This window comes from Microcystis sp. MC19 (assembly GCF_003019735.1).
GTDB lineage: Bacteria > Cyanobacteriota > Cyanobacteriia > Cyanobacteriales > Microcystaceae > Microcystis.
Window position 1 is genome coordinate 4811946 of the sequence record NZ_CP020664.1, and the last position, 26853, is coordinate 4838798.

Here is a 26853-nt window from a genome sequence, read left to right on the forward strand (position 1 = left end):
AATTCATAATTCATAATTCCCATCTCCCCATCCCCCCATTCCCCCACTTCCCCATTCCCCCATTCATAATTCATCATTCATAATTCATAATTCCCATCTCCCTATAACTGTAAGGACAATTGCCGAAAGTGATCGCCGCGATGTTCAAAACTTTGGTATTGGTCAAAACTAGCACAAGCGGGCGATAATAACACCACTTTAGCCTCTTTTGCTGCTGCTAGTTCGGCCGCGCGTTGAACGGCATTATCCATTGTTTCCACACACTCATAATCGTGATAACCTGCCGATGCTAAACGATGGGCAAAATCGGCGGCAGCGTCACCAATAAGCAGCACAGTGGCGACTTTTGCCTTAATTTCAGCGATCCAAGCCCGATCATCCCCGGCTTTCGCTTCTCCCCCCGCGATTAAAATCGCCGGACCCCGGACTGATTGTAAGCCCACGGCGGCGGCATCGTAGTTAGTTGCTTTACTATCATTAATAAAGTCTACACCTTTATAGGTACAAATATACTCTAAGCGATGGGCAACCCCGGGGAAAGTGGCGATTGCTTCGGTAATGGCTTTTTTCTCGATTCCCGCCAATCTAGCGGCGGCCACAGCCATAAGCAAATTCTGCTGATTGTGACTGCCCACCATTTTGAGCAGATTAACCGGGGCAATTAATTCCCCAAAAGCCACGATCCAGTTATCTTGCAGATAAACACCACGACTAGGATCGCCCAAAAGTGCCTCTTTGCCCTGCACAGAAGTCCAATAAGCTTGTTGCCATTGACTAACACCGATTTGACGCAGATAGGGATCATCCCCGTTGAGGATTTGGCGATCGCTTCTTTGCAGTAAAGAGGCTTTAATCCGATAATAATTTTCCAGGGTTTGATGACGATTGAGGTGATCGGGGGTAAAAGTTGTCCAGATGCCGATTTTCGGCGATAAATCCTGACTGGACTCGATCTGATAACTACTAATCTCCGCAATAATCCAATCGTATTTATCAGCTTTTAAAGCCAATTCACAGGCAGCATAGCCGATATTACCGCAGGAAGGGGCATTTAACCCCGCTTTTTGAAAAATAGCGGCACAGAGGGCGGTGGTGGTGGTTTTGCCGTTAGTTCCCGTAATCCCCAACCAGGGGGAAGATTGCAGATAACGCCAAGCTAATTCTAATTCTCCGATCGTATCGATGCCTTTTTCTCTGGCAGTAATTAAAATCGGGGCATCCCAAGGCACGCCGGGGCTAACCACGATAAGATTGGGCAAGTCCGAAGCCTCTAGACTGAGATTTTGACCAAGATTGACCATAATTCCTTCCCTTTCCAGATTGGTTTTGGTCTCTTGTAAACCGGGAGCATCAGAGCGATCGCTTAATGTCACCTGCCAACCATCCCGTTTTAAGCACCTTGCCGCCGCTATTCCCGATCTTCCCAATCCAATAATCGCCGCTTTCGCCATCTTGTTGCAACTCTACTCAAGGGTCAATTTTTAGCAATCTCTATCCTACTGTGGATTAGGTCGAGTAATAACTAGGGTTTGCGGCAAAAAGTTTTTCGGTGGGGGCAGGGTGTGGGGTGTAGGGTGTGGGGTGTAGGGTGTAGGGTGTAGGGTGTAGGGTGTAGGGTTTTAGCGATTTTGAGCGGGTCAATTACCTAATTTTCAGGGAAAAAGTACCTGAATTTTCCACCCGATCACTCCTAGATAGGGGCTGCTGAAAAAGTTTTTCGTGGGGGCAGGGTGTGGCCCCCCCAACCCCCCCGACATCGGGGGGGTGGGGTGTGGGGTGTGGGGTTTTACCCATTTTCAGGTGGTCAATTACCTAATTTTCAGGGAAAAAATCCCTAAATTTTCCCCCCAATCACTCCAATGGTAGGCACTTTTTCAGGGAAAAAAAGTCTAAAAGCCTTATCCAACAAGGTTTTTAGATTTATTCAGCAAACCCTAGATATGGTACTTTTTGGAAACGAAAAAGTCTAAAAGTTTTACCCAACAAGGTTTTTAGATTTATTGAGCAAACCCTAAATAAGTAGTCGTGCAAAATTAATTTCCTAGTCGAGACAGGAGACGGGAGACGGGAGACGGGAGACGGGAGACGGGAGACAGCTATTAGGGATCGGATTTGAGTTTTCAGTTCACTGTTTCCTCACACCAGAAGTCTGACGGAGTAGTGGCTTAGATGTGTAATTAATTTTGTTAGGTACTTATCTTCCAAGAAAACAAAATTCTCTCGCTTACGTCTAGATCGATAAAATAAATGCAAGTACAATCTCTATAACAACGCTCCCTATTTATGAATCTAAAATCATCCTTAAAATTTACCCTACTGTTTTCACTTCTGGGGGGTTGTCTCCTGACGACACCCAGTCAAGCAACTCTCTTTGAACAACGAGAAGTTAATCAAGAGGATTTTATCGCTATTGCCCGACCCTACGGTAACGGTAAATACGATTTACTGATTTTGCAACAAATCCCCGGTAAACGCCAATGTTGGGCGGTAAATGGCAGAGAACCGACCATTGTTCAGCCTCTTCTCCTCGATTTCGATTTTACCGGCAGTTGTGAACGGGCCACCGACAGTAACGGTTATTCCCTTCGCATTCAGGGCAAAGATTACGGTTTAGAATACCTGCTGCGTATCGTACAACGCAACGGGGAATTAGTCCTCGTGGGAACCCCCCGCAATCCCAGACAATCGGAGGTAATCATTGGACGGACAAAAGGTTTAGGGACCGGTTTAATCCAAATTTATCTCATCGATGGCTGGCGCTTTACTAAACGCAGTCTAGCCGGTCAAAATCTCAGTCATATCTATCTAACTGCTGATAGTCCCAGTTTCAATCCTCCCCCGGAATTACTCGCGGGTAATAGTTATTCCCTCCCCAGAGAATCCGTCAAAGCAGAAACACCGGTTAATCCTTCTGCTAATCCCGAAGTGCGAGAATATACCTTTACGGCTGCAGAAACAGCAGTAGAGAGCAATCCTCAGCCAGCGGTCAATAATCCAGCACCAGAACCAAATTTAACGCCACCGTCCCCAGTTACCCCTAATTTGCCCCCCCTAACTCCTCCCAATTCTCAAAATAGTAATGCAATTGTACCACCACCACCACCGCGCAACCTAGGCAATCAGAGAAGTTTATCAGACGTAATCACTTTTAATCGAGCCGCCGCTAATCCCAGTAGCGGCAATACTAGCAATAGTGGCCGCAAAGGCTTTAAAGTAGTAATCGAAGCTAAAAACGAGAGCGATCGCACCAAAGTTCGTTCTCTCTATCCCGACGCTTTCCCCACTTCCCACCAAGGTCGTCGCGTCTGGCAAATAGGCGCGTTTAGCAGTCGTGATAAGGCTGAAAACGCTTTACAAAGTCTTGCCCCCCTGCGCGGATCGATCGTACCATTTTAGGGAACGCTGGAACTGCGGAACGGGCAACAGAGAGTCGATAGGGGAAATGGGGAAATGGGGTGATGGGGTAATGGGGACTTTCAACTAATACCCCAAAACCCTAAAACCCCAACTCTCAACTCCGGCCTCCTGACGACCGACTCCTAGAGTAACTGATAACTGATAACTGATAACTGAAAACATGGAAATATCGGAACTAAAAAAAGGTATCGAGATAGTAGGATTGCGCCTGGGTAAAACCCAGGACTATCTTTGACTTACCCACTTTAAGGGCGAAAATTAAAGACTTAGAACAGGTGGCAGCCGTCCCCACTTTTTGGGATAACCCCGATACTGCTCAAAAAACCCTGCAAGAACTAAATGAATGTAAATCTTCTTTAGAAACCTATCAGGGTTGGTGTGAACAATTAGAAGATACTAAGGCAATTATCGAGTTATTAGAATTAGAATCCGATCGAACTTTACTAGAAGAAGCGACGGACAATTTAACCCATTTACAGCATGACCTCGATCGCTGGGAATTGCAACAGCTTTTAAATGGTCCCTACGACGCAAAAGGAGCAGTTTTAACGATTAATGCGGGGGCCGGGGGAACCGATGCCCAAGATTGGACAGAAATGCTCCTGAGAATGTATTCTCGCTGGGCCGAGAAACAGGGTTATAAAGTCACTTTAGCGGAAATATCAGAAGGAGATGAAGCGGGAATTAAATCGGTGACAATTGAGATTGCCGGAACTTATGCTTACGGTTATCTGAAAGGAGAAAAAGGCACCCATCGGTTAGTCAGAATTTCCCCTTTTAATGCTAATGGTAAACGTCAAACCAGTTTCGCCGGGGTGGAAGTGATGCCAATTTTGGGCGATGATGCGGTGAGGGTAGAAATTCCCGATAAAGATTTAGAAATTACCACCACTAGATCCGGGGGAAAAGGTGGACAAAATGTTAATAAAGTGGAAACTGCCGTGCGTGTAGTTCATCTTCCCACAGGTATCGCTGTGCGTTGTACCCAAGAGCGATCGCAACTACAAAATAAAGAAAAAGCCCTAGCTTTATTAAAAGCGAAATTGTTAATTATTGCTCGGGAACAACAGGCTCAAGCGATCGCCGAAATTCGCGGAGATATGGTGGAGGCCGCTTGGGGCAATCAAATCCGTAACTATGTTTTTCATCCCTATCAATTAGTTAAGGATCTGCGTAGTAATGTGGAAACCACCGATGTTAGCGGGGTAATGAATGGGGATTTAGATAGCTTTATTGAAGCCTATTTACGTTTGGGGGGGAACAGTGCGGGTTATACTGATTCCTAAGATGAGAGCAGCTCTATTTTCTTGCAAATTCTGTTCTTATTGCTTGTTAAGCTATTTGTCCTCTACTAAGAAGAAAAATCAATGGTTATTATCGAGATTACCAATGTGGAAGAAATATTAAGCGCAAAAATTGGCTCTTTCGCCGCTAAAATCGTCCAAGCTCTAGCAGATGATGAAGGGAAAGTGGAAGAGGTTCTCATCAAAGAATTACAGGCTAATTTTCAGGAAAGGGGGATTAAAGCTAATCTGTTTAGCGTCACTGGGTTAGATATGCTCGGCAATGGCAGGCTAGAAGTTAACGTTAATGTTCGTTCTGCTAATATGATGTCCTAAGATAAAATCGCCAATGGTTGGGTTTAACTATGTTTAACCCAACCTTATTCTGGTAGTTACCATCAAAAGCAATGGCACCGAAGCTCGGGTTTATAATAAACCAACAAAATGTAACGGTCCTTGACCGGTAATTAATTCGATAATAATTGCCAGAAAACCGATCATCGCTAATCGACCATTCCACACCTCAGCTGCCGTGGTCATTCCCCATTCCCAACGCTCCTGGGGATACATTTTCATGTTCGCCTTCGGACGGGTAATTTGCTCGAAAGTAGTGGGGTTTTCCTCTAGGGATTTGACCACTAACTGGGAGAGAGATTCGATAAACATCGGGTGAGTGTTAAGAGCCGGTACTCGCTGAAAATGTTCAATTCCCGCTTCTTCCGCCACTTCTCGGTACTCTATATCGATTTCTTGCAGAGTTTCGATGTGTTCCGAGACAAAGCTAATCGGAACGACCAATAAATGCTTAATTCCCTGCTCTCCCAACCCTTTTAGAGCATCTTCAGTATAGGGTTTTAGCCATTCTACCGGACCAACGCGACTTTGATAGGCTAAAGTGTACTGATTGGGTCGGTTTAGTGTACGCATGATCGCCCTAGTGCATTCTTCAATTTGCCTTTGATAGGGATCTCCCGCTTCCTCCACATAACTTTGGGGGACACCATGGGCGCTAAAAAAGATATGTACTTGGTCAGGATTAGGACACTGCTCTAATTCTCGCGCAATCAGATCCGCCATAGCACTCAGATAAGTGGGATGATCGTACCAAGAGGGGATGAGAGTATATTCCGTCAAACGCAGATAGGGATCCTGCTGCCACATTTCCTCCAGTACACGAAAACTGGAACCACTGGTGCTGATGGAAAATTGGGGATAAAGAGGGAGAATAACTAATTTTTTGATATGATCCCGTTTAATCCGCTCGATCGCTTCTTCGGTGAAGGGATTCCAGTAACGCATCCCGATATAGACGCTCACCTCGCGGCCCATTTCCGCGAGACGTTGTTGCAGTGCCGTGGCCTGTGCTTCCGTAATCTTGAGTAAAGGGGAGCCACCACCAATCTGACGGTAATTCTCTTGGGATTTACTCGCTCTTAGCGTCGATATTAACCAAGCTAACGGTTTTTGTAATCCTTTGATCGGTAAACGGATGATCTCTGGGTCAGAAAAAAGGTTAAATAGAAAAGGACGCACATCCTCTAACCGCTCCGGCCCACCCAAATTTAATAATAGAACCCCAACGCGACCCATAGTGTTAACAGATAATTTTTAAATTTTCAGATTCTTTACCAAGTTTAACAATATATCGGTGGAACCGTTAAAACAAATTACAGACAATATAGAACTTAATCAAATCTTGGAGGTTGATCTTGGCTACTATTTTACGTCCCCTCAGTTATCAATATCAATGGCTTTACGATGGTATCTCCCGTCTGGCTGCCCTAGCGGTGGGTGGGGAGCCTCGTTTTCGGCAATTGGCCCTAGAAGATTTAAAAATCGCTAAAAATGACCCTATCCTGGATCTCTGTTGTGGTGCGGGTCAAACCACCCGTTATTTAGTCCTCCTATCCGATCGCTGTACTGGTTTAGATGTCTCTCCCCGGGCCCTGGAGCGAGCTAGTTTAGCGGTGCCGCAAGGGCATTATGTGGAGGGATTAGCCGAAAAAATGCCCTTTAGTGCCGGAGAATTCGCCCTTGTTCATACTAGCGCCGCTCTCCACGAAATGGAGCCGGAGCAGTTAGAGGAAATCCTTAAAGAAGTGTATCGAGTTCTCAGACCGGGGGGAATTTTTGCCCTCGTGGATTTTCATCGACCCACTAACCCGCTTTTTTGGCCCTCTTTGGCCCTATTTTTGCAATTATTTGAAACCGATACCGCTTGGCAGTTTATCGATCGGGACCTGATCCAATCTTTACAGGCGATCGGTTTTCGTGATTGTCAACAAAAATTATACGCTGGTGGTAGTTTACAGGTGATTCAAGCGGCCAAGTGAAGGGATGGATCTGGCATTATTTTCAGGGGCAGTCGGTCATTTATACTTAATAAGGCAACGGTTTTTTAATCAAGCTGAGTTTGATCGACTCAGTGCCAGTTATTTTTGAGAAGTTAATGACTAGAGCAAAAATTCTACAACCCGATTTAATTTTAGGGGATACGATTCTCGGTCTCACTCTGGAGATTTTGAGTCAGCATCAGATTAAGGGATTGATTCTCGATGTGGACGATACCCTTGTTCCCCTTCAGGAAACCACGGTTTCTGACGATTTACAGCGTTGGGTCGATTCCTTGCGTCTTTATCTACCGATTTGGTTGGTCAGCAATAATCTCAGTGAAAATCGGATCGGTGCGATCGCTGATAATTTACAACTTCCCTACCTTCTCGGTGCGGTGAAACCATCTCGACGCAAACTCCGGCAAGCGATGGCAGCCATGGGACTCCCCCCCCAACAAATTGCCATGGTTGGCGATCGCTTGTTTACCGATGTTTTAGCGGGAAATCGTCTGGGAATGTTTACCATTCTGGTGAAACCAATGGTAAATCCCTTGACTGGGGGGCAAGCTTATCCAATCCACGATTTTGAGGTGTGGATATCACAAATTCTCGGCGTTTCCCTGCATCCGCAGCATTACTTCATAAAACCTGACCAATCCTCACAAAAGTAAATATTAAAAAATACTTAAGTATAGAGGAAAATAGCGAAAAGTAGGAAATACTACAGGCAATTTGAAATGAGGTCAGCCCAGATAAAGACCTTAAATATAAGAAAGTGAATAGATAAGACCTCTTGTAAAAATCAAAAATTGTTGTTAGGGTTGGGAGTCAGTAGCCAGTAGTCAGTCCTCAGTCCCAATGAAAAAATTGTCACCCCCACAGATGAAAGAGGTTTCTTTCCCCACACCCTCTTTCAAGTCAGTAGTTAGGAGAATTAAGAATGAATAATAATCAGTTAAATGGTCTAATTATAGACTTTATGCCATTTAATCCTTATTTCTGCCGTTTTTGAACTCTGAAAAATTAATTATGCAAGAGGTTTATAAAAGAAGATGAGTTTCTAATCAGTTGCTGTCACCTGATCTAGGCTTAAAAATCTTGACCATTTCCCTGTTTATCTGCCTCCACATCTGCAGCTATTCTGAACCATTTAACACCTTTTCTGCCCTGGGTCTTCTCCTTGGCAAAATTAATCAAGTTTTTGCCATCCTCAACCGGAAAATTTAATTTAATTGTCTGGGTAATCAGTGCAGTTATTGAAGAATTTTTCCCAACCAATTAAGCAATCAACCTACTTCCTTCAGGGAACCTAGGGAAAAGATTATGCACAAAAATGATAGGATCGATCGATACCTAGCTGCCGTTAATCGCCCTCGATGAGACCTTTACGCCAACTTTACCGCTATTTAAGTTTATTTTGCCTCTGTCTTCTTCTGATCGTGGGCTGTCAGTCCACTAATTCCAATTTACCCCGGGGGGATAGCGATCGCCTGATGATTGGGACAACCCTAAAACCACGCTCGATCGATCCGGCCGATAGTTATGAGTTAGCGGGACTTTTTATTATTTATAATCTCGGTGAAACTCTCTACACCTACGCCGAAGGAACCACTAATTTAAAGCCTCTCCTCGCCACGGAATTGCCCCAAATTAGCCCCGATGGTTTGACTTATACTATCCCAGTACGTCGAGGAGTTATTTTTCATGATGGCACGGTTTTTAACGCAGAGGCGATGAAGTTTTCCCTAGAAAGATTTATCAAAAATGGTGGTGAACCTTCCTTTCTTCTCCGGGATACAATTGATAAAATCACCGTTACCAAAGAAGACGAAATTACTATTAAACTAACCAGACCTTTTGCCGCCTTTCCCGCTCTTTTAGCTTATCCCGGAGCCTGTGCGGTTTCACCCAAATTTTATCAAATTGGCGAGGGTAAATTTAAACCCGAAGAATTTATCGGCACAGGACATTATCGATTAAAAGCAGTTACCAGCGATTCTTTTAGTTTAGAAGCCTTCGATCGCTATTGGGGAGAACCGGCCAAAAATAAGGGAGTTAATGTGCAAATTTATCTCTCGAATCCTGCCAATTTGTTTAACGGTTTTCAGACAGGTGCGGTGGATATTGCCTATCAATCTTTACTGGCTCCTCAAGTGAAAAAATTACGCACAGAAGCAGCCCAGGGAAAATGGCAAGCCATCGAATCTTCTGGGGCAGCAATTAACTTTATGAGCGTCAATCTCAAAAGTGAACCCACCCATAATATTTTAGTGCGACAAGCCATTGCTTCTCTTGTTGATCGAGATTTACTTAATGATCGCATTTTACAAGGTCAAGGCATCCCTCTTTTTAGTCTCATTCCTACTACTTTTTCCGAGTCACAACCAGTGTTTAAAGAGCGTTATGGCAATCATAATATAGAGCAAGCCAAACAATTACTAAAAGCGGCTGGTTATAGTCCGGAAAAACCCGCAATTGTAGAAGTTTGGCACTCCTCCGGATCGATCACTTCCAGCACTGTGGCGGCAGTGTTGAAAGCCCTATCAAAACGGGATTTAGATAATAGGATTCAATTTGAACCCAATAGTATCCTAGGAGCGGCATTTTTCCGTAATATTAGCCGGGGACTTTATACCACTGCTCTATCTAATTGGTATCCAGATTTTTTGGATGCAGATAACTATATTTATCCCTTTTTAGATTGTGCTAAAGGTTCCCCAGAAACGGGCTGCGAAGAAGGCGGCTCGCAAAGTCAAGGCTCATTTTTTTACAGTCAAGAAATGAATCAATTAATCGCCCAATCCCGTCAGGAAAGTAACCCAGCTAAAAGAAAGCAAATTTTTGGCAAAATTCAAGAAATTCTCGCCGATGAAGTTCCCTATATTCCCCTTTGGCAAACCAAGGAATACGCTTTTGCTCGCCATGGCATCAGGGGAGTTATCATCAATCCCAGTCAAACTTTTCCCTTCTGGACAATTGCCAAAAAATCCTGATAATTAATTATTAGGAGTCAGCCTTGAATCAGTTATCAGTTATCAGTTATCAGATGTGAGTTTTCAGTTCACTGATTACTGTTTACTGTTCACTGACAAAACTCCCCACTTCCTTCTCCCTTCCATCTCTTCCATTCTCCATTTTGCTATGAAACTAACAGCAATGTCCTTTAATGTTCGCTACGATAAACCCGATCCCGATGAGCGTAATTGGCGAGTAAGAAGGGAAGCAGTAGCGGCTTTAATTGCTCACTATTCTCCTGATATAATTGGTACTCAGGAGGCTCGCGCTAATCAATTATTGGATCTACACCGTTTATTGCCAAAATACCAAAGTCTAGGCAGCGATCGCAGGGGGACAGGATTAGATGAACATTGTGCAATTTTATATCAACCAAGTCGGTTAAAATGTTTAGAAATATACGAATTTTGGCTATCAGAAACCCCCGATATTATTGGCAGTATTACCGAAGCTTGGGGTAATCCTTATCCCCGCATGGTAACGGGGGCTAAATTTCGCACTCTTGAGGGGCAAACTTTGCAGTTTTATAACACCCATCTCGATTACTATAGCGACAAAGCTAAGGACTTAGGTGCTAAGTGCATACAGGAGCATTTTTGTCAACTAGATTTAACAGAAGATTACCTATTTTTAACGGGGGATTTTAATGTTAATTCTCAGCAATTACCCCGTCAGATTTTAACTCAACCTCTCCAGTCAGACATTAAATTAAAGGACGCTTTAGCAGATTGGGAATTAGCAGAACAAATGAGCTTTAATAATTACACTGATACTCCTTATTTAGCCATCGATACCATTTATTATGATAGCCGTTTACAGTTAGATTGGGCAAAAGTTGATCGTTCCCGTTGGCTGAATCTTATTCCTTCCGATCATTATCCCGTAATTGCTGCTTTTACCTTGCCCTAAAAATAGATTATTTTTGTATTTAGCAAATATATAGAGGGGGAAAGCTGCAGCAGACTTTGGTAATTCAATAGTTAAATTTCTTAAGTGTTTTAAACAGGAAAAAACTTAACCAGTGGTATTTTTATGACGACTTTACTAGGAATTATCCCGACTTTTGTGGGGAAAACTGGGTTAAATTTGCTTCAAACTGGCAGTTTTGTACTAGGGAGTTTTAGCTTAACTATAAAGGTTATTTTTGGGCGTTGTCAGATCAGAATATGAAAGATGCAATGCAATCCCTGCTATCAAAGTAATTTCAGTTGCAAGCTGATTCGGATCATCTTTCAATTTGACAACGCCAAATAATTGGGTATTGGTGACAGATGATACTGATTTTAATTATGTAGATGGACTGATTTTAGAACGTTGGTAAGGAGCGCATCACCTACAAAAACAGCCTACAATATTACTAGGCGATCGAATATTCCTGGAAATTCAGATGAGTCAATCCCCCGTCACTATCACCTATTCCCTAGAAACTGTTCTAACAAGAATCGAAGGCAAGTTAGACTCTTTACAGAAAGATGTCACCGATCTAAAAGTAGATATGGCCGAGGTGAAAACCGAACTCAAAAGTATTGATAGGCGATTGGAAAAAGTAGAGGGAACACAGAACGCTTTAATTAAGGATGTATCCGACCTTAAGGGAGCAAAATCGTTGATTATTCCCGTGGTAGTGGCAGTATTAACCAGTATTCTGACTCTGCTGGTGCGATCGATCCCTAATCCTTAAAAGTTTCCCCGTTTGTATAGTAAATTCGTAGGTCGGGTTGAGGCAACGAAACCCGACATAGATCCTCGGTGGTTGGGTTTCACTCTGTTCAACCTAACCTACAGCTTAAAAGCTTCCCCCCCCTTGCCCCCCCGACATCGGGGGGGTTAGGGTAGGTTGATTCATCAATCAACCTACGGCAACTTATCCCTCGTTCCGACGACCTTTAACCCCCAGTAAACCCAATCCGAACAGGGACAACGCCGCGATCGCACCAGGTTCGGGAGTGGCGACCGAGGGGGGTATGTCGGCTGTGTTGATCTGGAAACTGTTCAAAATGGAACTGTCACTGAAACTCGATCCACCGTTAAAACTAAACTGGTTTCCCGATAACGTGGCGATGCCCGTCGGGGTTTGATTCGTATTAGAAGCGGTCCAGCTGAACTCTCCACTGGTGCTGGTAACGTATAACCAGTATTTAGTACCGGCGGTAAACGTGAGGGGGCCAGTGGGAGTGAAGGTGTAGCTAAAGGCTCCCAATCCTTGAGGGGCGGGATTGGTGAAAGTGGCGAGGACGGTACTGCCCGGATTGTTACCCCCGACATCATTGCGGATCTGGACGAGGGGATTGTCTCCGGTTTCGTAGTCCTTGAGTCGCAGGATGGCGTTGTCGAGGCTGTAATTGTTACCCGCAGGCAGGGTAAAGGCGAGTGCTTTTACAGCAGTGATAACACCAAAAACACCAATCAGATTGCCCGTATTATCATTATTTTGCGGGAGATTCCCGATCAGAACCGCCGCGCGGACAGGGTTTACCCCCCCCCGCTAGAACAAATGAACTGCTAATGCCCGCCAACACTAAAGACACAGGTAAGGTTTTCATGATTTCTAAAAAAGTTCAGAAAGATTGCCTTAATTCTATAGCAGCTGTCTCTTCTGTACGACCATTGATTATTTATAGTTATCATTTATCGTCTGGTATGATATTTAATTCTATAGGGTGTTGACAAAATGGCTAGAAAGTGGTAGGCAACATCGGGCAGTTTCTGGTCGTGCCAAGTAAATTCGTAGGTCGGGTTGAGGCAACGAAACCCGACATAAATCCTCGGTTGTTGGGTTTCACTATCGTTCAACCCAACCTACAGGTATTAACCTAAAACTACACTACTGTGATCCAATGCCCCAGTTTCTGGTCGTTCCAAGTAAATTCGTAGGTCGGGTTGAGGCAACGAAACCCGACATAAATCCTCGGTTGTTGGGTTTCACTATCGTTCAACCCAACCTACAGGTATTAACCTAAAACTACACTACTGTGATCCAATGCCCCAGTTTCTGGTCGTTCCAAGTAAATTCGTAGGTCGGGTTGAGGCAACGAAACCCGACATAAATCCTCGGTTGTTGGGTTTCACTATCGTTCAACCCAACCTACAGCTACAATATTACTAGGCGATCGAATGTTCCCGGAAATTCATGAGTCAATCCCCCGTTACCGATTCCCTAGAAATTATCCTGACAAATATCACGGAAAAATTAGTATAGTAAATTCGTAGGTCGGGTTGAGGCAACGAAACCCGACATAAATCCTCTAAATACGGTTATTAAAAGCTGATTATCTATTGCCCCTTTTGCCTTTCCTCATAAGTAGGGTTTGCGGCAAAAAGTACGGGCGAAGCATTCGGATAGAAAATCTCCAGTTTCACCGATAGGTTATTGCCCGAATGCTTCGCCCCTCTGAGTAACGCACAGAAAACGGGTTTCTCCGAGAAACCCGTTTTCTACTCATGTACTCATGCAAAAAGATGTTTTTTCATCAAAAAAAACTCGATCGCAATTAAGCGATCGAGTCAAGAAAAAACAGACTAATTATTAATAGTCGAAGTCACCACCGCCGGCGGGAGGAGCGGATTTTTCTTTTTCCGGTTTATCCACAACAATACACTCGGTAGTTAAAACCATACCGGCGATAGAAGCGGCATTTTGTAGGGCAGAACGAGTCACTTTAGCGGGGTCAACGATACCCGCCTCAAACATATCGGAGAACTCACCGGTAGCGGCATTATAACCGACATTAAAGGGCTTCTCTTTCACCCGTTCGGCAATAACTGCACCGTTTTGGCCGGCATTTTCAGCGATCCGTTTTAAGGGGGCAGCAATGGCGCGAGAAACGATTAAAGCACCGGTTAATTCTTCATGGTGTAGGGTTTCTTTGGCCCAGGTTTCCAATTGGGGAGCCAAGTGAGCCAAAGTAGTACCACCCCCGGGGACGATACCTTCTTCTACGGCTGCTTTAGTGGCGTTAATTGCGTCTTCTAGGCGCAATTTGCGGTCTTTCATTTCCGTTTCGGTAGCGGCACCGACTTTAATCACTGCCACACCGCCGGCTAATTTAGCTAGACGTTCTTGCAGTTTTTCTTTATCGTAGGAAGAATCAGTTTCCTCGATTTGACGGCGAATTTGCTCACAACGGGTTTTCACTGCCACGTCGTTGCCTTCGGCGACGATGGTGGTGGTATCTTTGTTCATAGTGATACGGCGGGCCGTACCTAAGCTGTCAATTTTAGTGGTTTCCAGTTTTAAACCCGCATCTTCGCTGATTACTTGACCACCAGTTAAGACGGCGATATCTTCTAACATCGCTTTTCTGCGATCGCCAAATCCGGGAGCTTTCACCGCAGTGACGTTGAGAACACCGCGCAGACGGTTAACCACTAGGGTTGCCAAAGCTTCTTTTTCAATGTCTTCGGCGATAATTACTAGGGGTTTACCTTGACGGGCAACTTGTTCGAGAATGGGAACCAAATCCTGTACTAAACCGATTTTTTTGTCGGTAATCAGAATAGCGGGATCCTCAAAAACGCATTCCATGCGCTCGGTGTCGGTGACAAAGTAGGGAGAGATATAACCTTTGTCAAAACGCATCCCTTCGGTGATTTCTAGTTCGGTGGTCATCGATTTCCCTTCTTCTAGGGAAATTACGCCTTCTTTGCCGACTTTATCCATGGCCGAGGCGATCATTTGACCGACTTCATCATCGTTACCAGCAGAGATAGCGCCCACTTGTGCGATCGCTTTGGAGTCTTCTACGGGTTTCGCGTGTTTGGCGATTTGACTGACGAGGAAATCGGCAGCTTTATCGATACCTTTTTTCAGAGAAATCGGGTTAGCACCGGCGGCGACGTTGCGTAAACCTTCTTTAACGATAGCGTGGGCGAGAACGGTGGCGGTAGTTGTACCATCACCCGCTACATCGTTGGTTTTTGAGGCGGCTTGGCGAATTAAAGCCACACCAGTGTTCTCGATATGGTCTTCCAGTTCGATTTCTTTAGCGATGGTGATGCCATCATTGACGATTTGGGGTGCGCCAAATTTCTTTTCGAGGACGACGTTACGACCTTTGGGGCCAAGGGTGACAGCTACCGCTTCGGCCAGAAGATCCATGCCTTTTTCTAAGGCGCGACGGGCATCTTCGTTGTAGATAATAGATTTAGCCATAATGTCTCGTTATTCGTGCAAAATAGGGGTTTTCAAGGGTAGATGATTAGGAAACGACGGCGAGAATGTCTTTTTCGGAGAGGAGAACGTATTCTTCGCCACCAAGTTTGATATCGGTTCCGGCATATTTGGAGTAGAGAACTTTGTCACCCACACCTACTTCTACAGGGGTGCGGCTACCGTCATCGTTGCGTTTGCCAGCCCCGGCGGCCACAACTTCCCCGATTTGGGGTTTTTCTTGCGCGGCGTCGGGAAGGAAAATACCACCGGCGGTTTTTTCTTCGCTGGGGCTAACTTTGACGAAAACTCGATCGCCTAGGGGTTTAACAGTTGTTACGTTGATGCTGACTGCAGCCATGGAATATCCTCCGTTTGTCTTGTATTTGGGTAAGTGCTTTTTCCAGATTAGCACTCTTACCTTCCGAGTGCTAATTTACCGAAATACAAGGACCCCTGACAACGGCTCGATCGGTACGGGTTTCCGAACTATGGTGTTAAGCCATAGCAGTTATCTTAATGGTGAGGTACAAAGTTTTCCTTTTGCGTCGGAGTGCGGTTGTCCATAACCTTCATATTTTAGCTCGAATGGGGATACACCACGAGGAGAAAGTGAGCTAACATAGCACCTTTTAAGTCAACTATCTTGCTCCCACTTCTCTTGACAATAAATTGATTAATTCATGAAAGGAATTAGAAGTTTATTGGCGTAAAATTTACGCCAATAAACTTGGCTCTGGGACATCCAGATTAATTTTGGTTTTTCAATTTAAACCAAGTATTTTTACTCAGTGAGCTATTACTGAATCGGTGTTCTAGCAAAGAGACCAACACAACCAATCTTTATTATTAAAAATTAACCTTTTTGGCTATTGACAATTGAGCCATTTTGTGATGGTTTTTCGGTTAATTTTTGAGCGAGATTTAAGATATCGGAGGGGAGCATAATCACGGTACTGGTGTTATTTTCCGCTCCAATTTCCGTTAACATTTGTAGGCGGCGTAATTCCAAAGCGGCGGGATTTTCCATGATTAATCGGGAAGCTTCCGCTAATTTTAGGGAGGCTTCCTGTTCTGCGGCAGCTTTAATCAAACGGGCGCGTTTTTCTCGCAATGCTTCCGCTTCCTTGGCCATGGCCCGCTGCATACCGGTGGGAATTTCCACATCTTTCATCTCCACCCGTTCGATATCGATGCCCCAGGGTTCGCTAATTTCATCGACAATTTGTTGGACTGCATGGTTAATTTTGTCTCGTTTTTGCAAGACATCATCGAGATGATTTTGACCAACTACATTTCTTAAAGTGGTCATGGCCGCTTGATAAACGGCCGCGGGATAGGATTCGACTTTATTAATCGCTTTGCTAGGGTCGATAATGCGATAGTAGAGAACCGCATTAACCTTAATTGTGACATTATCGGCGGTGACAGTTTCTTGCGGGGCAATATCAACGGTTTTGGTGCGAATATCCAGCTGCATTTTTTGGTCAACTAGGGGAATGATCCAGTACAGTCCGGGGCCTTTGGTGTCTTGATAACGTCCTAGGCGAAAGATAACACCACGCTGGTATTCTCGATCGATTTTAAAGCCATTTAACCCCAGAATGCCGGCTATCAACAGCAAGGGTGCTAAAAATTCCATATTAATTACCAGTTATCGGGTTCAAGTTAATCGGTGCGCGGTGAGATCTCAAGGACAATCTCCTCGCTCCTGACCACTAATACATTCATTCTAGAGATTAACCGGGCTGTCGGGGAAACTCATGACGAAATATTACAGATTTTTAGGAATTGCCTAACCAGCAGAGATGACTCGACTTCCAGACCCCGACCTGAGATAAACTACAGAATGTTATCAGAATTTACCTTGATATTATGAGCGTAGTTAGCCAAGTCATCCTCAAAGCCGACGACGAACTTCGTTATCCTAGTAGTGGTGAACTACAGGGTATCGGGCAATTTTTAAAAACCGGTGAGCAGAGAATTCGCATTGCCGAGACTCTCGCTGAAAATGAGAAAAAAATCGTCGATCAGGCTCAAAAACAACTGTTCAAGAAACGTCCCGATTATAGAGCGCCGGGGGGTAATGCCTACGGTCAGCGTCAATATAATCAATGCTTGCGCGATTATGGTTGGTATCTGCGTCTAGTTACCTATGGGGTATTAGCCGGAGATAAAGGACCGATCGAACAAACCGGCCTGATCGGGGTCAAAGAGATGTATAACTCTCTTAATGTTCCCGTCCCCGGCATGGTGGAGGCGATTCGTTGTCTCAAAGAGGCCGCTTTAGCTCTTTTGACTCAAGAGGATGCCGTGGAAGCAGCTCCCTACTTCGACTTTATCATCCAGTATATGTCCTAAGCGATCGGGACAATCCCAAGGGTCTGAAGTCTGAAAAGGGGCAATTTTCCCCTCTTTCAGGGTTCAGGCTTGACTTTTTTCAGTGATCAGTAAACAGTAATCAGTAATCAGTAAACAGTGAAAAGACAGTAGGAAACTGCCATTTTCAGTGATCAGTGATCAGTAAACAGTAATCAGTAAACAGTGAAAAGAAAGTAGGAAACTGCCATTTTCAGTGATCAGTGATCAGTAAACAGTAATCAGTAAACAGTGAAAAGAAAGTAGGAAACTGCCATTTTCAGTGATCAGTAAACAGTAATCAGTAATCAGTAAACAGTGAAAAGAAAGTAGGAAACTGCCATTTTCAGTGATCAGTAAACAGTAATCAGTAATCAGTAAACAGTGAAAAGAAAGTAGGAAACTGCCATTTAATACTGCTTGCTTAATACATAAGTACCTAAGCAAAATTAATTACACATCCAAACCGTCAGCAGTTACTCCGTCAGCTTTTTGCTGTGATCAGTAAACAGTGAACTAAAAACTCAAATCTGATCCCGTCTCCCGTCTCCTGTCTCCTGTCTCCTGTCTCCTGTCTCGACTGGGAAATTAATTTTGCATGACTACTTACTGCTCACTTAATACTCAAAACTGATAACTGATAACTGATAACTGATAACTGATTATGTTTTGGCGCATTATACTACTTACTTTTCTGATTCCATCGGTCTATGGGGTGTTTGGCTGGTCGATCGCCCATGAGCGTTTATCATGGAGTGATTGGTTAGTTGTCCGCGGTGATGAAATGAATTGGACTCTCACTAGCGAATGGCTAGAAATCATCATCTATACCCTAGCGGTGGGGGTTATCCTCTCAATTGCCCTAGGATTAACTTTGTTTAGTCACTTAATGCCGCTATTTTTCCGCAGTTGGTTTAAAAACGATATTAGCGCTGTATTATCAATTCTCGGCTGGTCTTTGGCGGTAGTCTTTATCTTCCACAAGTGGGCGGTATTTAGTCGAGTGTTAATCCTATTAGCTGCTACTATCCTCGGTCGTCTAGAACTTCAGGAAGCAGGTTACAATAGGTGGCAAGTTTTCCTGATGATCACCATCCTCTGCTTAGGTAGTTTTGGCTTGGGCATTTGGGCTTATAATCTTTGGGGTCAAGAATTTCATCGAGTTACTACTGATTAATCTTATCTGGTGCGTGGGGTGCGGATTACTAATTTTGGTTTTTCATGCCAAGGTTATCGCCGCCAACACGCACCCTACAAAATTGCTTATCTCTAATTGTTAAAAAGTATGCCAAAAAAAAATAACGATACCCTCAAACGAGTCTTAATTGTTTCCTCTGGTTTAGTATTTCTGGCTTTAATGGTGGTGCCAACTTTAGGTTTACTGAAAAATAATAATTCTAATTCTACCCAAGGCAGTCAACCAGGGCAAGAGGCAACTATTCCTCCCGAAAAATTAGCAGCAATGGTCAAAGGTTACGAGAAAATTCTCGAACGTGAACCGGATAACCCCACTGCTTTGCAAGGACTGGCGGAAGCTCGCCTACAGTTAAAAGATTTTATCGGAGCCAGAGAACCTTTAGAAAAGTTATATCAAAAATATCCCGACAATCTGGAAGTTATGCTGGTTCTTTATGGAACAAGATTACAAACTCAAGACGTTTCTGGGGCGAAAAGTCTCCTAGAAAAATTAGTCAAAGACTATCCCCAAGAACCAAAATTTAAAGAAGAATTAACTCGCTTAAATCAAGCGATTGCGGCAGCTTCCCAACAGCAAACCCCAGAACCTAAAAAGTAATGAAAAAAGAATTAATTATCGAAGCTGGGGGAACTAAAAGACAATATCGAGAATTTTTTATTTCTTGACTTGGCGCAATTATCGGCATTGCTTGGGCATTACTGCGGCGTTTCTTCGGTAAATTAGCCCGTTTGCCTAGGGATGGCGCTGCCCCAATAAGCTAGGACGCATTCTAAACGCCTATCCTTAGATTAGCTGAATCTCCCCCGCCCCCCCAACCCCCCCGACATCGGGGGGATTCTTGCCTCTTGCAAGAGTGCCTCATCTCAACAAGCAATTTAAATTTGCGGGCAGCGGCTCTCCCAGCTTTGGTGGGTAAAATGTATTCTAAGATACATTTCTCAAGAGCGAGGGGGTGGAACGAACCACAAAGACACAAAGGACACAAAGATCGATCGATCCTATGTCAATTAAACTTATCACACAGAACCTAGAAGAGCCGGGCAGCCTATCATCTAACCCTGACATTAGCTCACTTTGTTAGATAAGAACTTTTTTAAGAATTATGATCGGCCTATAATAGTAACTGTAGTCACCCCTATCCTTTAGGGATAATTCTTGGTTTAGGGTTGATGTCCTTCAGCGCAAGCGAGATAGGTTATGAAAATTAGCGAACTAGAAAACTACTTAGCTCAGGTTAAGTCAGAGATTGGTGACATCGATATCGTCTATCAATGTCGCAACCAGCACTATAGTTGGTTGGACAAAATTAGAAGCCATCAACTGAAAGTGTTAAAAAATACCGCCGACACTAAATTATTGATTTCTCTGCAATAGCCATTTTCTCTTGCTAGATGCCGGCCCTGCAATCCGGTTTATCTAATCTGCTTAACAGTTTATCTTTTCTTCACTGTCGATAGGTTCTTAAACCAGCCGCGTCGCCAAAAGAAAATGATTAAACTGAAAGCAACGGTTAGCATCAACACCCAGACGAATACATAGCCCCAATACCATTCTAATTCGGGCATATTATAGGGGGATTTATCAGTATTAAAGTTCATGCCGTAAATACCGACAATGAAGGTGAGAGGGATAAAAATCGTCGAGATTACCGTTAAAGTTTTCATAATCTCGTTCATTTTATTACTCACGGAAGACAAGTAAAAATCCATTAAACCATTGGCAAATTCCCGGTAATTTTCGATAACATCGAGGATTTGTACCACATGGTCATAACAGTCCCTTAGATAGGGTTTAATCGTTGTATCGATGACAATGTACTCATCGCGTAAAAGGGCATTGAGGGTGTCTCTTTGCGGCCAAATTGCCCGTCGCAGGGAGAGTAATTCCTGACGTAGTTGGTAAATTTTTGATAAAGTCTGTTCCGTGGGACTGGCTAAAATTTCGTTTTCTAGCTCCTCGATTCTTTCTCCGTAGGACTCTAAAACGGGAAAATAACCGTCAATAATGGCATCCCAAATCGAGTAGGCTAAATAACCCGATTTTTGCTGCCGGATGGAACCTTTATTTAAACGGATTCTTTCCCTAACTCCCTCTAAAGAATCGTATTGTCCTTCTTCCTGCACGGTTAAAACATAATTCTTGCCGACGATTAAACTGATTTGTTCTAGCAAAAAACCCTGATGATCGATCAGGATGGCCATTGGCACTATAATTAAAATATAATTCTCGCATTCTTCTACTTTTGGTCTTTGGGGAATACTGACTATATCCTCCAGGGTTAGGGGATGTAAATGAAAAATTTCTCCCAACTCTTGCAGTTTATCTTCATTACCCAAACCGACGATATCAACCCAAGAGATGGAATCATTGGATAAATATTTAAGACAGTCTTGAGGTAAGAGATTATTAACTATAGTGGCTTGTTGAGAGTTATAATTAATTAAAGATATCTCGGTAGCAACGGCATTTTCATCGATGGTGATTAACCCCGGCATCGTCCCGGGTTGGTTATAGTGATAATCATAAAGGTGGGGTTTTGTCTCGGAGGATTTTCGCCCTTTTTTATACCTAGTTAATCTTTTGTTATTGCTCATAGTCGAGATCGATCGCTGTTGGCCTTTTCTTAGCATTGATCACTCAAAGATTCCTCAATTTTTAGCTAACTTTAAGATTGTCCAAGATTGTTAAAAAACGAAGATTAAACGTAAATGCCAATTATTAGCCGTTTCCCTCTCTATTTCGATGCGACGGATAAACTCGCGAAAATAAAAACGGCGCTCGATTTCCGATAAATCTCGCCAAAATTGCGGAAAAGCAACGGCACGAGCGATAATAGTCAGGTTATCGGGGGGTAATTGGTCTAAACGTCCTTGAATCTGCGCGATCTCGTTTTTCAGTTTATAGGCCCGTAGATTAGCCGTTTCTCGATCTAAAATTCCCGCCGCTTCTAGGGAGGACAATTGCGACAAAATATCGTTTTTTTGCCCTATTTCCTCGCTCATTCCCCGTTTGATCGCCTCTAAATCCGGTAAAGCTATCTGAGCGATCGTCGGTGGTAGGTCTTGACAAATGCGCTCGATTGTGCTATCTAGAATTTTCTCATAAGCGATCGCTGAACATTTTTTCGTCCGGGGACATTGCAAAGGTCGCAAATAGAGGTATTCTAGGCCCTTTCCTCGCGCCGTCACTTTGGTAATCGTCATCCCCGATTGACATTGACTACAGACGACTAAACCCGCTAAGGAACGCGGCGCGCTGGCACTGCGGGGGGGTAATTTGCGATTATTTCTCAAGATGCGATCGATCTGGGCTGCTTCTTCCCGGGAGATAATCGGGGTGTGGGTATCGGGGATAATATCTTGACCGAGATAGCACAAATCACCGCGATAAACGGGATTAGTCAGCCATTTATGGGCAGTAGCTACCGATATCTTTTTACCGTAGCGTTTTTCTAGATAGCGCACCGTGGAACGCAGGGAAGCGGAAATCAAAAAGCGATCGAAAAAGTCTTTGACTACCGGCGCGGTACTGCGATCGAGTATATAACGCTCCTTGCCACGACGATAACCGTAGGGAGCTTTTCCGGGGGGAGGCAAAGCTTGCAGACGATTGTGAGCGTGACCTGCTTTTAAACGATTACTTAGTTCGTTTTTTGATATTTCTTGCAGAATCTTGGCAAAATTTAGCTTATAGTCTGGGTCTTCTAGGGCAATTATATCTATGTCGAGGGCTTCTAAGGATTGTAAAATTTTGCTAACTTCTGTGCCATTGTCTCCCAATTCTGCTAGGCGACGTAGGATCAGTAGTCGGGGGGGAGTTCCTTGACAATCGCGGAGCAGTTGCTGCCGTTGTGAGCGATCGCCAAAATCCTGATACACTTGTTCGGGAGAATAGGCCCAAATCGAGCTATCGGGGGGACTATCGAGGAGGGGATTGGTATAGGTGTAGGCGATAATTTTCATGGGATTAAGGGTGGAAAATCACGATCAGCACTCCTGAAAAGGCCTTGATTTTTATCAATTAGCCTCTCCACTTCCAAGCGCTTATGAGCAGGAATCCCAGGATTGGAAGCTAAAATGATCATCGTCTTAACTCCGGTTTATTTGATTAATTCCACCCCATCTTTGCCGTCAATCTCCTGTAGATAAACTCTTACCTGTTCCTCGGCTGCGGTGGGGAGTTTTTTGCCGGTAAAATCCGGGTGAATTGGTAATTCCCGATGACCACGATCAACGAGGACTAATAAGCGGATTTTTTGCGGTCTGCCATACTCAATAATAGCATTAAAAGCGGCGCGGATCGTGCGGCCTTTATAGATAACATCATCAACTAAAATCACGGTTTTACCCGTGACATCTAGGGGCATTTTGGTTTTAGCAGGAGTGCGGGTTTTAATGCGATCAAGATCATCGCGATAGAAGGTAATATCGATCGCTCCCACGGGAACTTTTACCCCTTCTAGGCTCTCAATTTGACTAGCAATTAAATTAGCTAAAGGCACTCCTCGCGTGTAGATACCGATCAAAATCAAGTTATTTAAATCGCCACTTTTTTCGATAACTTCGGAAGCTAAACGGGTAATGGTGCGACGAATTTCGTCAGCCGAGAGAATTTCAATTAACTGTGGGCGCATAATTTTCAAAGACAAGGGGGGATAGGGAAATTTTGACGGCAATGGACTTTTTTTTTCTTTTTCTTTTTTCTTTTAAAACCATCTTCCCACTAAGGAATATAATTATTTTCACTTACCTATTTTAACTTGATCGCTCATGAGTGATGAATTATTGCAAAAATCTGCCCTAGAATTAGCCCAACTGATTCGCACTAAACAAATCTCCCCCCTAGAATTAACCCATTTATACCTTGACAGAATTGAGAAATTTGACAGTCAAATCGGTAGTTTTGTCCATGTCGCCGGGGAAAGCGCCCTAGCAACTGCGAGCGCCCAAACGGAACAATTAAGTCAAATCACCGCTACTGCCGAATTACCGACTTTTTTTGGAGTTCCCACCGCCATTAAGGACTTAAATGCCGTCGCTGGAATGCCGGTTAGTTACGGAGTCGCCGCTTTACAGGGAAATATCGCCCAATACGACGAAGGAATCGTCGCCAGAATGAAAATGGCGGGTTTTATCCTTCTGGGCAAAACTGCCACTTCCCAGCTAGGTTCCTTTCCCTACACCGAAAATCCGGGTTTTTTGCCGACTCGTAACCCCTTCAACCGCGATTATACCGCAGGAGGTTCCAGTGGCGGCGCGGCGGCGGCGGTAGCGGCGGGTTTCTGCCCGATTGCCCAGGGTTCCGACGGTGGTGGGTCTATTCGTACTCCGGCGGGTTGTTGCGGTTTGGTGGGGATAAAACCCAGTCGTGGGCGCGTTTCCTATGCCCCGGTGGGGGAATTTCAAAGCGGTATCGCCACTAACGGCACTCTTTCTAAGACGGTGGCAGATGGGGCGGCGCTGCTTACCGTGATTTCGGGCTATACGACGGGCGATCCCTACTGGCTACCCGATCCGCCCTTTTCTTTCCTAGAAGCCACTCAGAGAGGCGTAAAACCCCTGAGAATCGCTTTTTCTACTTCCATATCCCCCTTCGGCGAGGCGGCTGCCGTCTATAAAAATGCTGTGATCGAGACGGCTAAAATTTTAGAGGGTATGGGGCATCATTTAACGGAGTATTCTCCCGATTTACAGGCTTTAATCGCTCCTTTTCGGCGTATTTGGCAAGCGGGGACGGCAGCGACGGGAATTCCGAAGGAGTTATTAAGTCCCCTTAACCAATGGTTATTAGAGAATTCTGGCAGCGCGGGGGAATACCTGCAAGCGGTGCGGCAGATGCACGTTATTTCGCGGCAAATTGTGGCGATGTTTGATAATTTTGATGTCTTACTTTTGCCCATTTTCCTACATCAACCCCCCGGAATTGCTGAGTGGGAAAATTTACCACCGGAAGAAGCGGTTAATAAGATGATTGCTTGGATTGCCCCTTCCCCCATTGCTAATGCGAGTGGTTTACCCGCGATTGCTTTACCCACAGGGGTTGATAGTCAGGGTTTACCCGTGGGAATTCAGTTAGTGGGCAAACCTGCTGATGAAATCACTTTGTTAGGTTTATCGGCACAATTAGAGGCAGCTAATCCTTTCGGTTTGAGGGCTAATTTTAACTAGCAATACTTTCGGTAAATTGGGGAATAGAAGCGATAAGTTTACGCGTGTAATCACTTTGGGGAGAGTTAATAATTTGGTTAGCTGTACCCATTTCCTCAATTTTACCTTTATTCATCACCATAATCCGATCGCTCATAAATCTGACAACACTTAAATCGTGGGAAATAAAGATATAAGTGAGATTAAATTCCTGCTGTAATTCTTTGAGTAAATTTAAGACTCCCGCTTGCACGGAAACATCTAAAGCAGAGACAGATTCATCACAGATAATAAACTGAGGATTTAAGGCTAAAGCGCGAGCAATACACACCCTTTGTCGTTGTCCTCCCGATAATTGATGGGGATAGCGATCGAACCAAGTAGGATCAAGTTTAACTCGTTCTAATAAATATTCTACTCGTTGCCGTCGCTTTTGGGAATTGCCGCCGGTATGATGAATAACCATCGGTTCTAAAATTGCTTTACCGATGGATAAACGGGGATTAAGGGAGTTGTAGGGATTCTGAAAAACTATCTGTAATTCCCGTCTCAGTAGTCTTAATTTTGGATCGCTGGGGTTTAATTTAGCGAGATTTTCTCCTCGGAAATAGATATTTCCAGAAGTAGCAGGAATTAAGCGCAGAATTGTCCTTGCTAAGGTAGATTTTCCGCAGCCAGACTCACCGACTAAACCGAGGGTTTCCCCCTGTTTAACGGCAAAACTGACGTGATCTACGGCATTAAAAAAGGTCTTTACTTGCCCGAAAACTCCCTTAACTGGAAATCTAACCGATAAATTTTCTACCGATAAAATATTCTCGTGATCTTGTAACCCTTCGATTCTGCTTTCTTCCTCCTGGAGAGTAATAAATTTAACTGCTGGTGGAGTAATTTCCTGTAATTCAATAATCTTACCTTGAGAGTCTTTTTCCACTCGTAAAAAATCGCTGACGGTGGGCAATTTTTCTGGACGAGAGTTTAAGCGGGGACGACAGGCAAGTAAACCTTTTGTGTAGGGATGTTGGGGATAATTTAATACTTCTTCTTTCGGTCCCTGTTCGACAATTTCTCCTTGATACATCACGACAATTTGATCGGCAATTTCGTTAATAACTCCTAAATCGTGGGAGATAAAAACCATTGACATTTCTCGATCGCTTTTACACAAATCGCGTAATAATCTTAATATTTCTGCTTGGACAGTCACATCCAAAGCGGTGGTTGGTTCATCGGCAATTAATAGGGTAGGATTACAAGAAATCGCCATGGCAATCATTACCCTTTGTAATTGTCCCCCCGATAATTCGTGAGGATAACGCTTGAGAATTGCCTCTTTTTGTTCCTGAATATAAGTTCTAATTTTTTCTCTGACATGACCCTTATTTTCTAAGGGAAAAGTTTCTATATACTTCTCCTCTAACTGTTGATCACTGGGTAATAAGCGCACTTCTTGCAGTAGAGAGATGGCTTGATTTTTTGCCTGTTCAGTGGTGACTTTTTGATGCAGTAAAATTGCTTCGGTAAGTTGAAAACCGATGTTATAGACTGGATTAAGAGAACTCATGGGTTCTTGGAAAATCATCGCCATTTCTCCCCCGCGATAATAACGCAATTCTTCCGGGGGAATAGATAATAAATCTACTGCTTGCATTGACGGACTTTTTGCCGGACGAAAGGAAATTTCTCCCCCGGTAATTTTCCCCGGAGAGGGAACCAGTCCCATGAGTGCAAGGGAGGTGACGGATTTTCCTGAACCCGACTCCCCCACACAACCGAGAACTTGACCTTTCTGCAAGCTAAAACTAATGTTATTAACTGCGACTGTTGTTCTTTTCTGATTAGAAAATTCAACGGTGAGATGGCGAACGTCGAGAACTTTGTTATCCATAGCTCTTTAACTGGTGAAACCTAGCATCATCTTAACCTAAGTTGTCAATTTTAACTATATAGCAGT

24 protein-coding genes are annotated in these 26853 nt (G+C 44.0%); 13 read left to right on the top strand and 11 right to left on the bottom strand.

Annotation, left to right across the window (positions count from 1 at the left end; genetic code table 11):
* Positions 1-101: 101 nt before the first annotated feature.
* Positions 102-1451, bottom strand: a complete 1350-nt coding sequence (gene murD / locus B5D77_RS24540) for a UDP-N-acetylmuramoyl-L-alanine--D-glutamate ligase (protein WP_106909841.1) — start codon at positions 1449-1451, stop codon at positions 102-104.
* 832 nt (positions 1452-2283) lie between these two features.
* On the opposite strand from murD, the gene B5D77_RS24545 reads away from it, so the two are divergent.
* The 3 genes from B5D77_RS24545 to B5D77_RS24555 all read left to right on the top strand — a co-directional run bounded on the left by B5D77_RS24545 (position 2284) and on the right by B5D77_RS24555 (position 5036).
* Positions 2284-3396 carry a DUF3747 domain-containing protein gene (locus B5D77_RS24545; RefSeq protein ID WP_106909842.1) on the top strand — a complete coding sequence of 371 codons (1113 nt, stop codon included), beginning with the start codon at positions 2284-2286 and terminating at the stop codon, positions 3394-3396.
* A 181-nt stretch (positions 3397-3577) separates the two neighbouring features.
* Positions 3578-4703, top strand: a protein-coding gene (gene prfB / locus B5D77_RS24550) for a peptide chain release factor 2 (RefSeq protein ID WP_106909843.1) whose coding sequence is annotated in 2 segments (ribosomal slippage) — positions 3578-3649 and positions 3651-4703 — 1125 coding nt in all. Because the reading frame shifts where the segments join, the coding sequence is not laid out codon by codon here.
* 81 nt (positions 4704-4784) lie between these two features.
* On the top strand, positions 4785-5036 hold the full coding sequence (locus tag B5D77_RS24555) for a hypothetical protein (protein ID WP_002739055.1): 252 nt from the start codon (positions 4785-4787) through the stop codon (positions 5034-5036).
* A gap of 90 nt (positions 5037-5126) precedes the next feature.
* Here the strand turns inward: B5D77_RS24555 and hemH are convergent, their stop codons facing one another.
* Positions 5127-6290 carry a ferrochelatase gene (gene hemH, locus B5D77_RS24560; RefSeq protein ID WP_008199914.1) on the bottom strand — a complete coding sequence of 388 codons (1164 nt, stop codon included), beginning with the start codon at positions 6288-6290 and terminating at the stop codon, positions 5127-5129.
* A 119-nt stretch (positions 6291-6409) separates the two neighbouring features.
* On the opposite strand from hemH, the gene B5D77_RS24565 reads away from it, so the two are divergent.
* Positions 6410-7033: a class I SAM-dependent methyltransferase gene (locus B5D77_RS24565; protein WP_106909844.1), complete on the top strand. Its 624-nt coding sequence runs from the start codon at positions 6410-6412 to the stop codon at positions 7031-7033.
* Positions 7034-7149: 116 nt separating this feature from the next.
* Positions 7150-7704 (top strand): YqeG family HAD IIIA-type phosphatase, encoded by a 555-nt coding sequence (locus B5D77_RS24570; protein ID WP_008199918.1) that lies wholly within the window; start codon positions 7150-7152, stop codon positions 7702-7704.
* Positions 7705-8122: 418 nt separating this feature from the next.
* On the opposite strand, the gene B5D77_RS26090 is transcribed toward B5D77_RS24570, so the two are convergent.
* Positions 8123-8311, bottom strand: coding sequence for a hypothetical protein (locus B5D77_RS26090; protein ID WP_039899800.1), 189 nt, complete (start codon positions 8309-8311; stop codon positions 8123-8125).
* 98 nt (positions 8312-8409) lie between these two features.
* On the opposite strand from B5D77_RS26090, the gene B5D77_RS24575 reads away from it, so the two are divergent.
* The 3 genes from B5D77_RS24575 (at position 8410) to B5D77_RS24585 (ending at position 11729) form a co-directional block, all read left to right on the top strand.
* Positions 8410-10026 carry an ABC transporter substrate-binding protein gene (locus B5D77_RS24575; RefSeq protein WP_106909845.1) on the top strand — a complete coding sequence of 539 codons (1617 nt, stop codon included), beginning with the start codon at positions 8410-8412 and terminating at the stop codon, positions 10024-10026.
* A gap of 148 nt (positions 10027-10174) precedes the next feature.
* Positions 10175-10957, top strand: coding sequence for an endonuclease/exonuclease/phosphatase family protein (locus B5D77_RS24580; RefSeq protein ID WP_008199922.1), 783 nt, complete (start codon positions 10175-10177; stop codon positions 10955-10957).
* Positions 10958-11435: 478 nt separating this feature from the next.
* Positions 11436-11729, top strand: coding sequence for a hemolysin XhlA family protein (locus B5D77_RS24585; RefSeq protein WP_008199924.1), 294 nt, complete (start codon positions 11436-11438; stop codon positions 11727-11729).
* Positions 11730-11912: 183 nt separating this feature from the next.
* Here the strand turns inward: B5D77_RS24585 and B5D77_RS27865 are convergent, their stop codons facing one another.
* The 4 genes from B5D77_RS27865 to B5D77_RS24610 all read right to left on the bottom strand — a co-directional run bounded on the left by B5D77_RS27865 (position 11913) and on the right by B5D77_RS24610 (position 16839).
* Complete coding sequence (locus B5D77_RS27865) at positions 11913-12500, bottom strand: choice-of-anchor R domain-containing protein (RefSeq protein ID WP_106909846.1); 588 nt, start codon at positions 12498-12500, stop codon at positions 11913-11915.
* A gap of 1074 nt (positions 12501-13574) precedes the next feature.
* Positions 13575-15200, bottom strand: coding sequence for a chaperonin GroEL (gene groL / locus B5D77_RS24600; protein ID WP_002804201.1), 1626 nt, complete (start codon positions 15198-15200; stop codon positions 13575-13577).
* 46 nt (positions 15201-15246) lie between these two features.
* Positions 15247-15558 carry a co-chaperone GroES gene (groES, locus tag B5D77_RS24605; RefSeq protein ID WP_002759486.1) on the bottom strand — a complete coding sequence of 104 codons (312 nt, stop codon included), beginning with the start codon at positions 15556-15558 and terminating at the stop codon, positions 15247-15249.
* 495 nt (positions 15559-16053) lie between these two features.
* On the bottom strand, positions 16054-16839 hold the full coding sequence (locus tag B5D77_RS24610) for a slipin family protein (protein WP_008199944.1): 786 nt from the start codon (positions 16837-16839) through the stop codon (positions 16054-16056).
* A 233-nt stretch (positions 16840-17072) separates the two neighbouring features.
* On the opposite strand from B5D77_RS24610, the gene B5D77_RS24615 reads away from it, so the two are divergent.
* From B5D77_RS24615 to B5D77_RS26405, 4 genes are all read left to right on the top strand, one after another.
* Entirely contained in the window at positions 17073-17558 is a 486-nt protein-coding gene (locus tag B5D77_RS24615; protein WP_008199947.1) for an allophycocyanin subunit alpha-B, read from the top strand.
* A gap of 661 nt (positions 17559-18219) precedes the next feature.
* Positions 18220-18732 (top strand): hypothetical protein, encoded by a 513-nt coding sequence (locus tag B5D77_RS24620; protein ID WP_008199954.1) that lies wholly within the window; start codon positions 18220-18222, stop codon positions 18730-18732.
* A 108-nt stretch (positions 18733-18840) separates the two neighbouring features.
* Positions 18841-19350, top strand: a complete 510-nt coding sequence (locus tag B5D77_RS24625; protein ID WP_008199957.1) for a tetratricopeptide repeat protein — start codon at positions 18841-18843, stop codon at positions 19348-19350.
* Positions 19351-19950: 600 nt separating this feature from the next.
* The gene (locus B5D77_RS26405) at positions 19951-20127 is read left to right on the top strand and encodes a hypothetical protein (RefSeq protein ID WP_008199960.1); all 177 of its coding nucleotides are present in this window, start codon (positions 19951-19953) and stop codon (positions 20125-20127) included.
* A gap of 59 nt (positions 20128-20186) precedes the next feature.
* Here B5D77_RS26405 and corA read toward each other — a convergent pair whose 3' ends face one another.
* The 3 genes from corA to pyrR all read right to left on the bottom strand — a co-directional run bounded on the left by corA (position 20187) and on the right by pyrR (position 23386).
* Complete coding sequence (gene corA, locus B5D77_RS24630; RefSeq protein WP_039899808.1) at positions 20187-21347, bottom strand: magnesium/cobalt transporter CorA; 1161 nt, start codon at positions 21345-21347, stop codon at positions 20187-20189.
* 90 nt (positions 21348-21437) lie between these two features.
* Complete coding sequence (locus B5D77_RS24635; protein ID WP_106909847.1) at positions 21438-22715, bottom strand: recombinase family protein; 1278 nt, start codon at positions 22713-22715, stop codon at positions 21438-21440.
* Positions 22716-22852: 137 nt separating this feature from the next.
* Positions 22853-23386: a bifunctional pyr operon transcriptional regulator/uracil phosphoribosyltransferase PyrR gene (gene pyrR / locus B5D77_RS24640; RefSeq protein WP_008199968.1), complete on the bottom strand. Its 534-nt coding sequence runs from the start codon at positions 23384-23386 to the stop codon at positions 22853-22855.
* A 136-nt stretch (positions 23387-23522) separates the two neighbouring features.
* Here pyrR and B5D77_RS24645 point away from each other — a divergent pair, with 136 nt between their 5' ends.
* Positions 23523-24920: an amidase gene (locus B5D77_RS24645; RefSeq protein WP_008199970.1), complete on the top strand. Its 1398-nt coding sequence runs from the start codon at positions 23523-23525 to the stop codon at positions 24918-24920.
* Here B5D77_RS24645 and B5D77_RS24650 read toward each other — a convergent pair.
* Positions 24913-26787: an ABC transporter ATP-binding protein gene (locus B5D77_RS24650; RefSeq protein ID WP_106909848.1), complete on the bottom strand. Its 1875-nt coding sequence runs from the start codon at positions 26785-26787 to the stop codon at positions 24913-24915. The two genes, B5D77_RS24645 and B5D77_RS24650, sit on opposite strands and share 8 nt — an antisense overlap.
* Positions 26788-26853: the final 66 nt, after the last annotated feature.

Excerpts from the sequence above, each read along its gene's own strand:
- B5D77_RS26405 (WP_008199960.1), top strand. The coding sequence starts at position 19,951 with ATGAAAATTAGCGAACTAGAAAACTACTTAGCTCAGGTTAAGTCAGAG.
- pyrR (WP_008199968.1), bottom strand. The coding sequence starts at position 23,386 with ATGCGCCCACAGTTAATTGAAATTCTCTCGGCTGACGAAATTCGTCGC.
- B5D77_RS24580 (WP_008199922.1), top strand. The coding sequence starts at position 10,175 with ATGAAACTAACAGCAATGTCCTTTAATGTTCGCTACGATAAACCCGAT.
- B5D77_RS24615 (WP_008199947.1), top strand. The coding sequence starts at position 17,073 with ATGAGCGTAGTTAGCCAAGTCATCCTCAAAGCCGACGACGAACTTCGT.
- groES (WP_002759486.1), bottom strand. The coding sequence starts at position 15,558 with ATGGCTGCAGTCAGCATCAACGTAACAACTGTTAAACCCCTAGGCGAT.
- B5D77_RS24635 (WP_106909847.1), bottom strand. The coding sequence starts at position 22,715 with ATGAAAATTATCGCCTACACCTATACCAATCCCCTCCTCGATAGTCCC.
- hemH (WP_008199914.1), bottom strand. The coding sequence starts at position 6,290 with ATGGGTCGCGTTGGGGTTCTATTATTAAATTTGGGTGGGCCGGAGCGG.
- B5D77_RS24555 (WP_002739055.1), top strand. The coding sequence starts at position 4,785 with ATGGTTATTATCGAGATTACCAATGTGGAAGAAATATTAAGCGCAAAA.
- groL (WP_002804201.1), bottom strand. The coding sequence starts at position 15,200 with ATGGCTAAATCTATTATCTACAACGAAGATGCCCGTCGCGCCTTAGAA.
- B5D77_RS24575 (WP_106909845.1), top strand. The coding sequence starts at position 8,410 with ATGAGACCTTTACGCCAACTTTACCGCTATTTAAGTTTATTTTGCCTC.
- corA (WP_039899808.1), bottom strand. The coding sequence starts at position 21,347 with ATGAGCAATAACAAAAGATTAACTAGGTATAAAAAAGGGCGAAAATCC.
- B5D77_RS24650 (WP_106909848.1), bottom strand. The coding sequence starts at position 26,787 with ATGGATAACAAAGTTCTCGACGTTCGCCATCTCACCGTTGAATTTTCT.
- B5D77_RS24620 (WP_008199954.1), top strand. The coding sequence starts at position 18,220 with ATGTTTTGGCGCATTATACTACTTACTTTTCTGATTCCATCGGTCTAT.
- B5D77_RS24585 (WP_008199924.1), top strand. The coding sequence starts at position 11,436 with ATGAGTCAATCCCCCGTCACTATCACCTATTCCCTAGAAACTGTTCTA.
- B5D77_RS24610 (WP_008199944.1), bottom strand. The coding sequence starts at position 16,839 with ATGGAATTTTTAGCACCCTTGCTGTTGATAGCCGGCATTCTGGGGTTA.
- murD (WP_106909841.1), bottom strand. The coding sequence starts at position 1,451 with ATGGCGAAAGCGGCGATTATTGGATTGGGAAGATCGGGAATAGCGGCG.
- B5D77_RS24625 (WP_008199957.1), top strand. The coding sequence starts at position 18,841 with ATGCCAAAAAAAAATAACGATACCCTCAAACGAGTCTTAATTGTTTCC.
- B5D77_RS24570 (WP_008199918.1), top strand. The coding sequence starts at position 7,150 with ATGACTAGAGCAAAAATTCTACAACCCGATTTAATTTTAGGGGATACG.
- B5D77_RS24645 (WP_008199970.1), top strand. The coding sequence starts at position 23,523 with ATGAGTGATGAATTATTGCAAAAATCTGCCCTAGAATTAGCCCAACTG.
- B5D77_RS24545 (WP_106909842.1), top strand. The coding sequence starts at position 2,284 with ATGAATCTAAAATCATCCTTAAAATTTACCCTACTGTTTTCACTTCTG.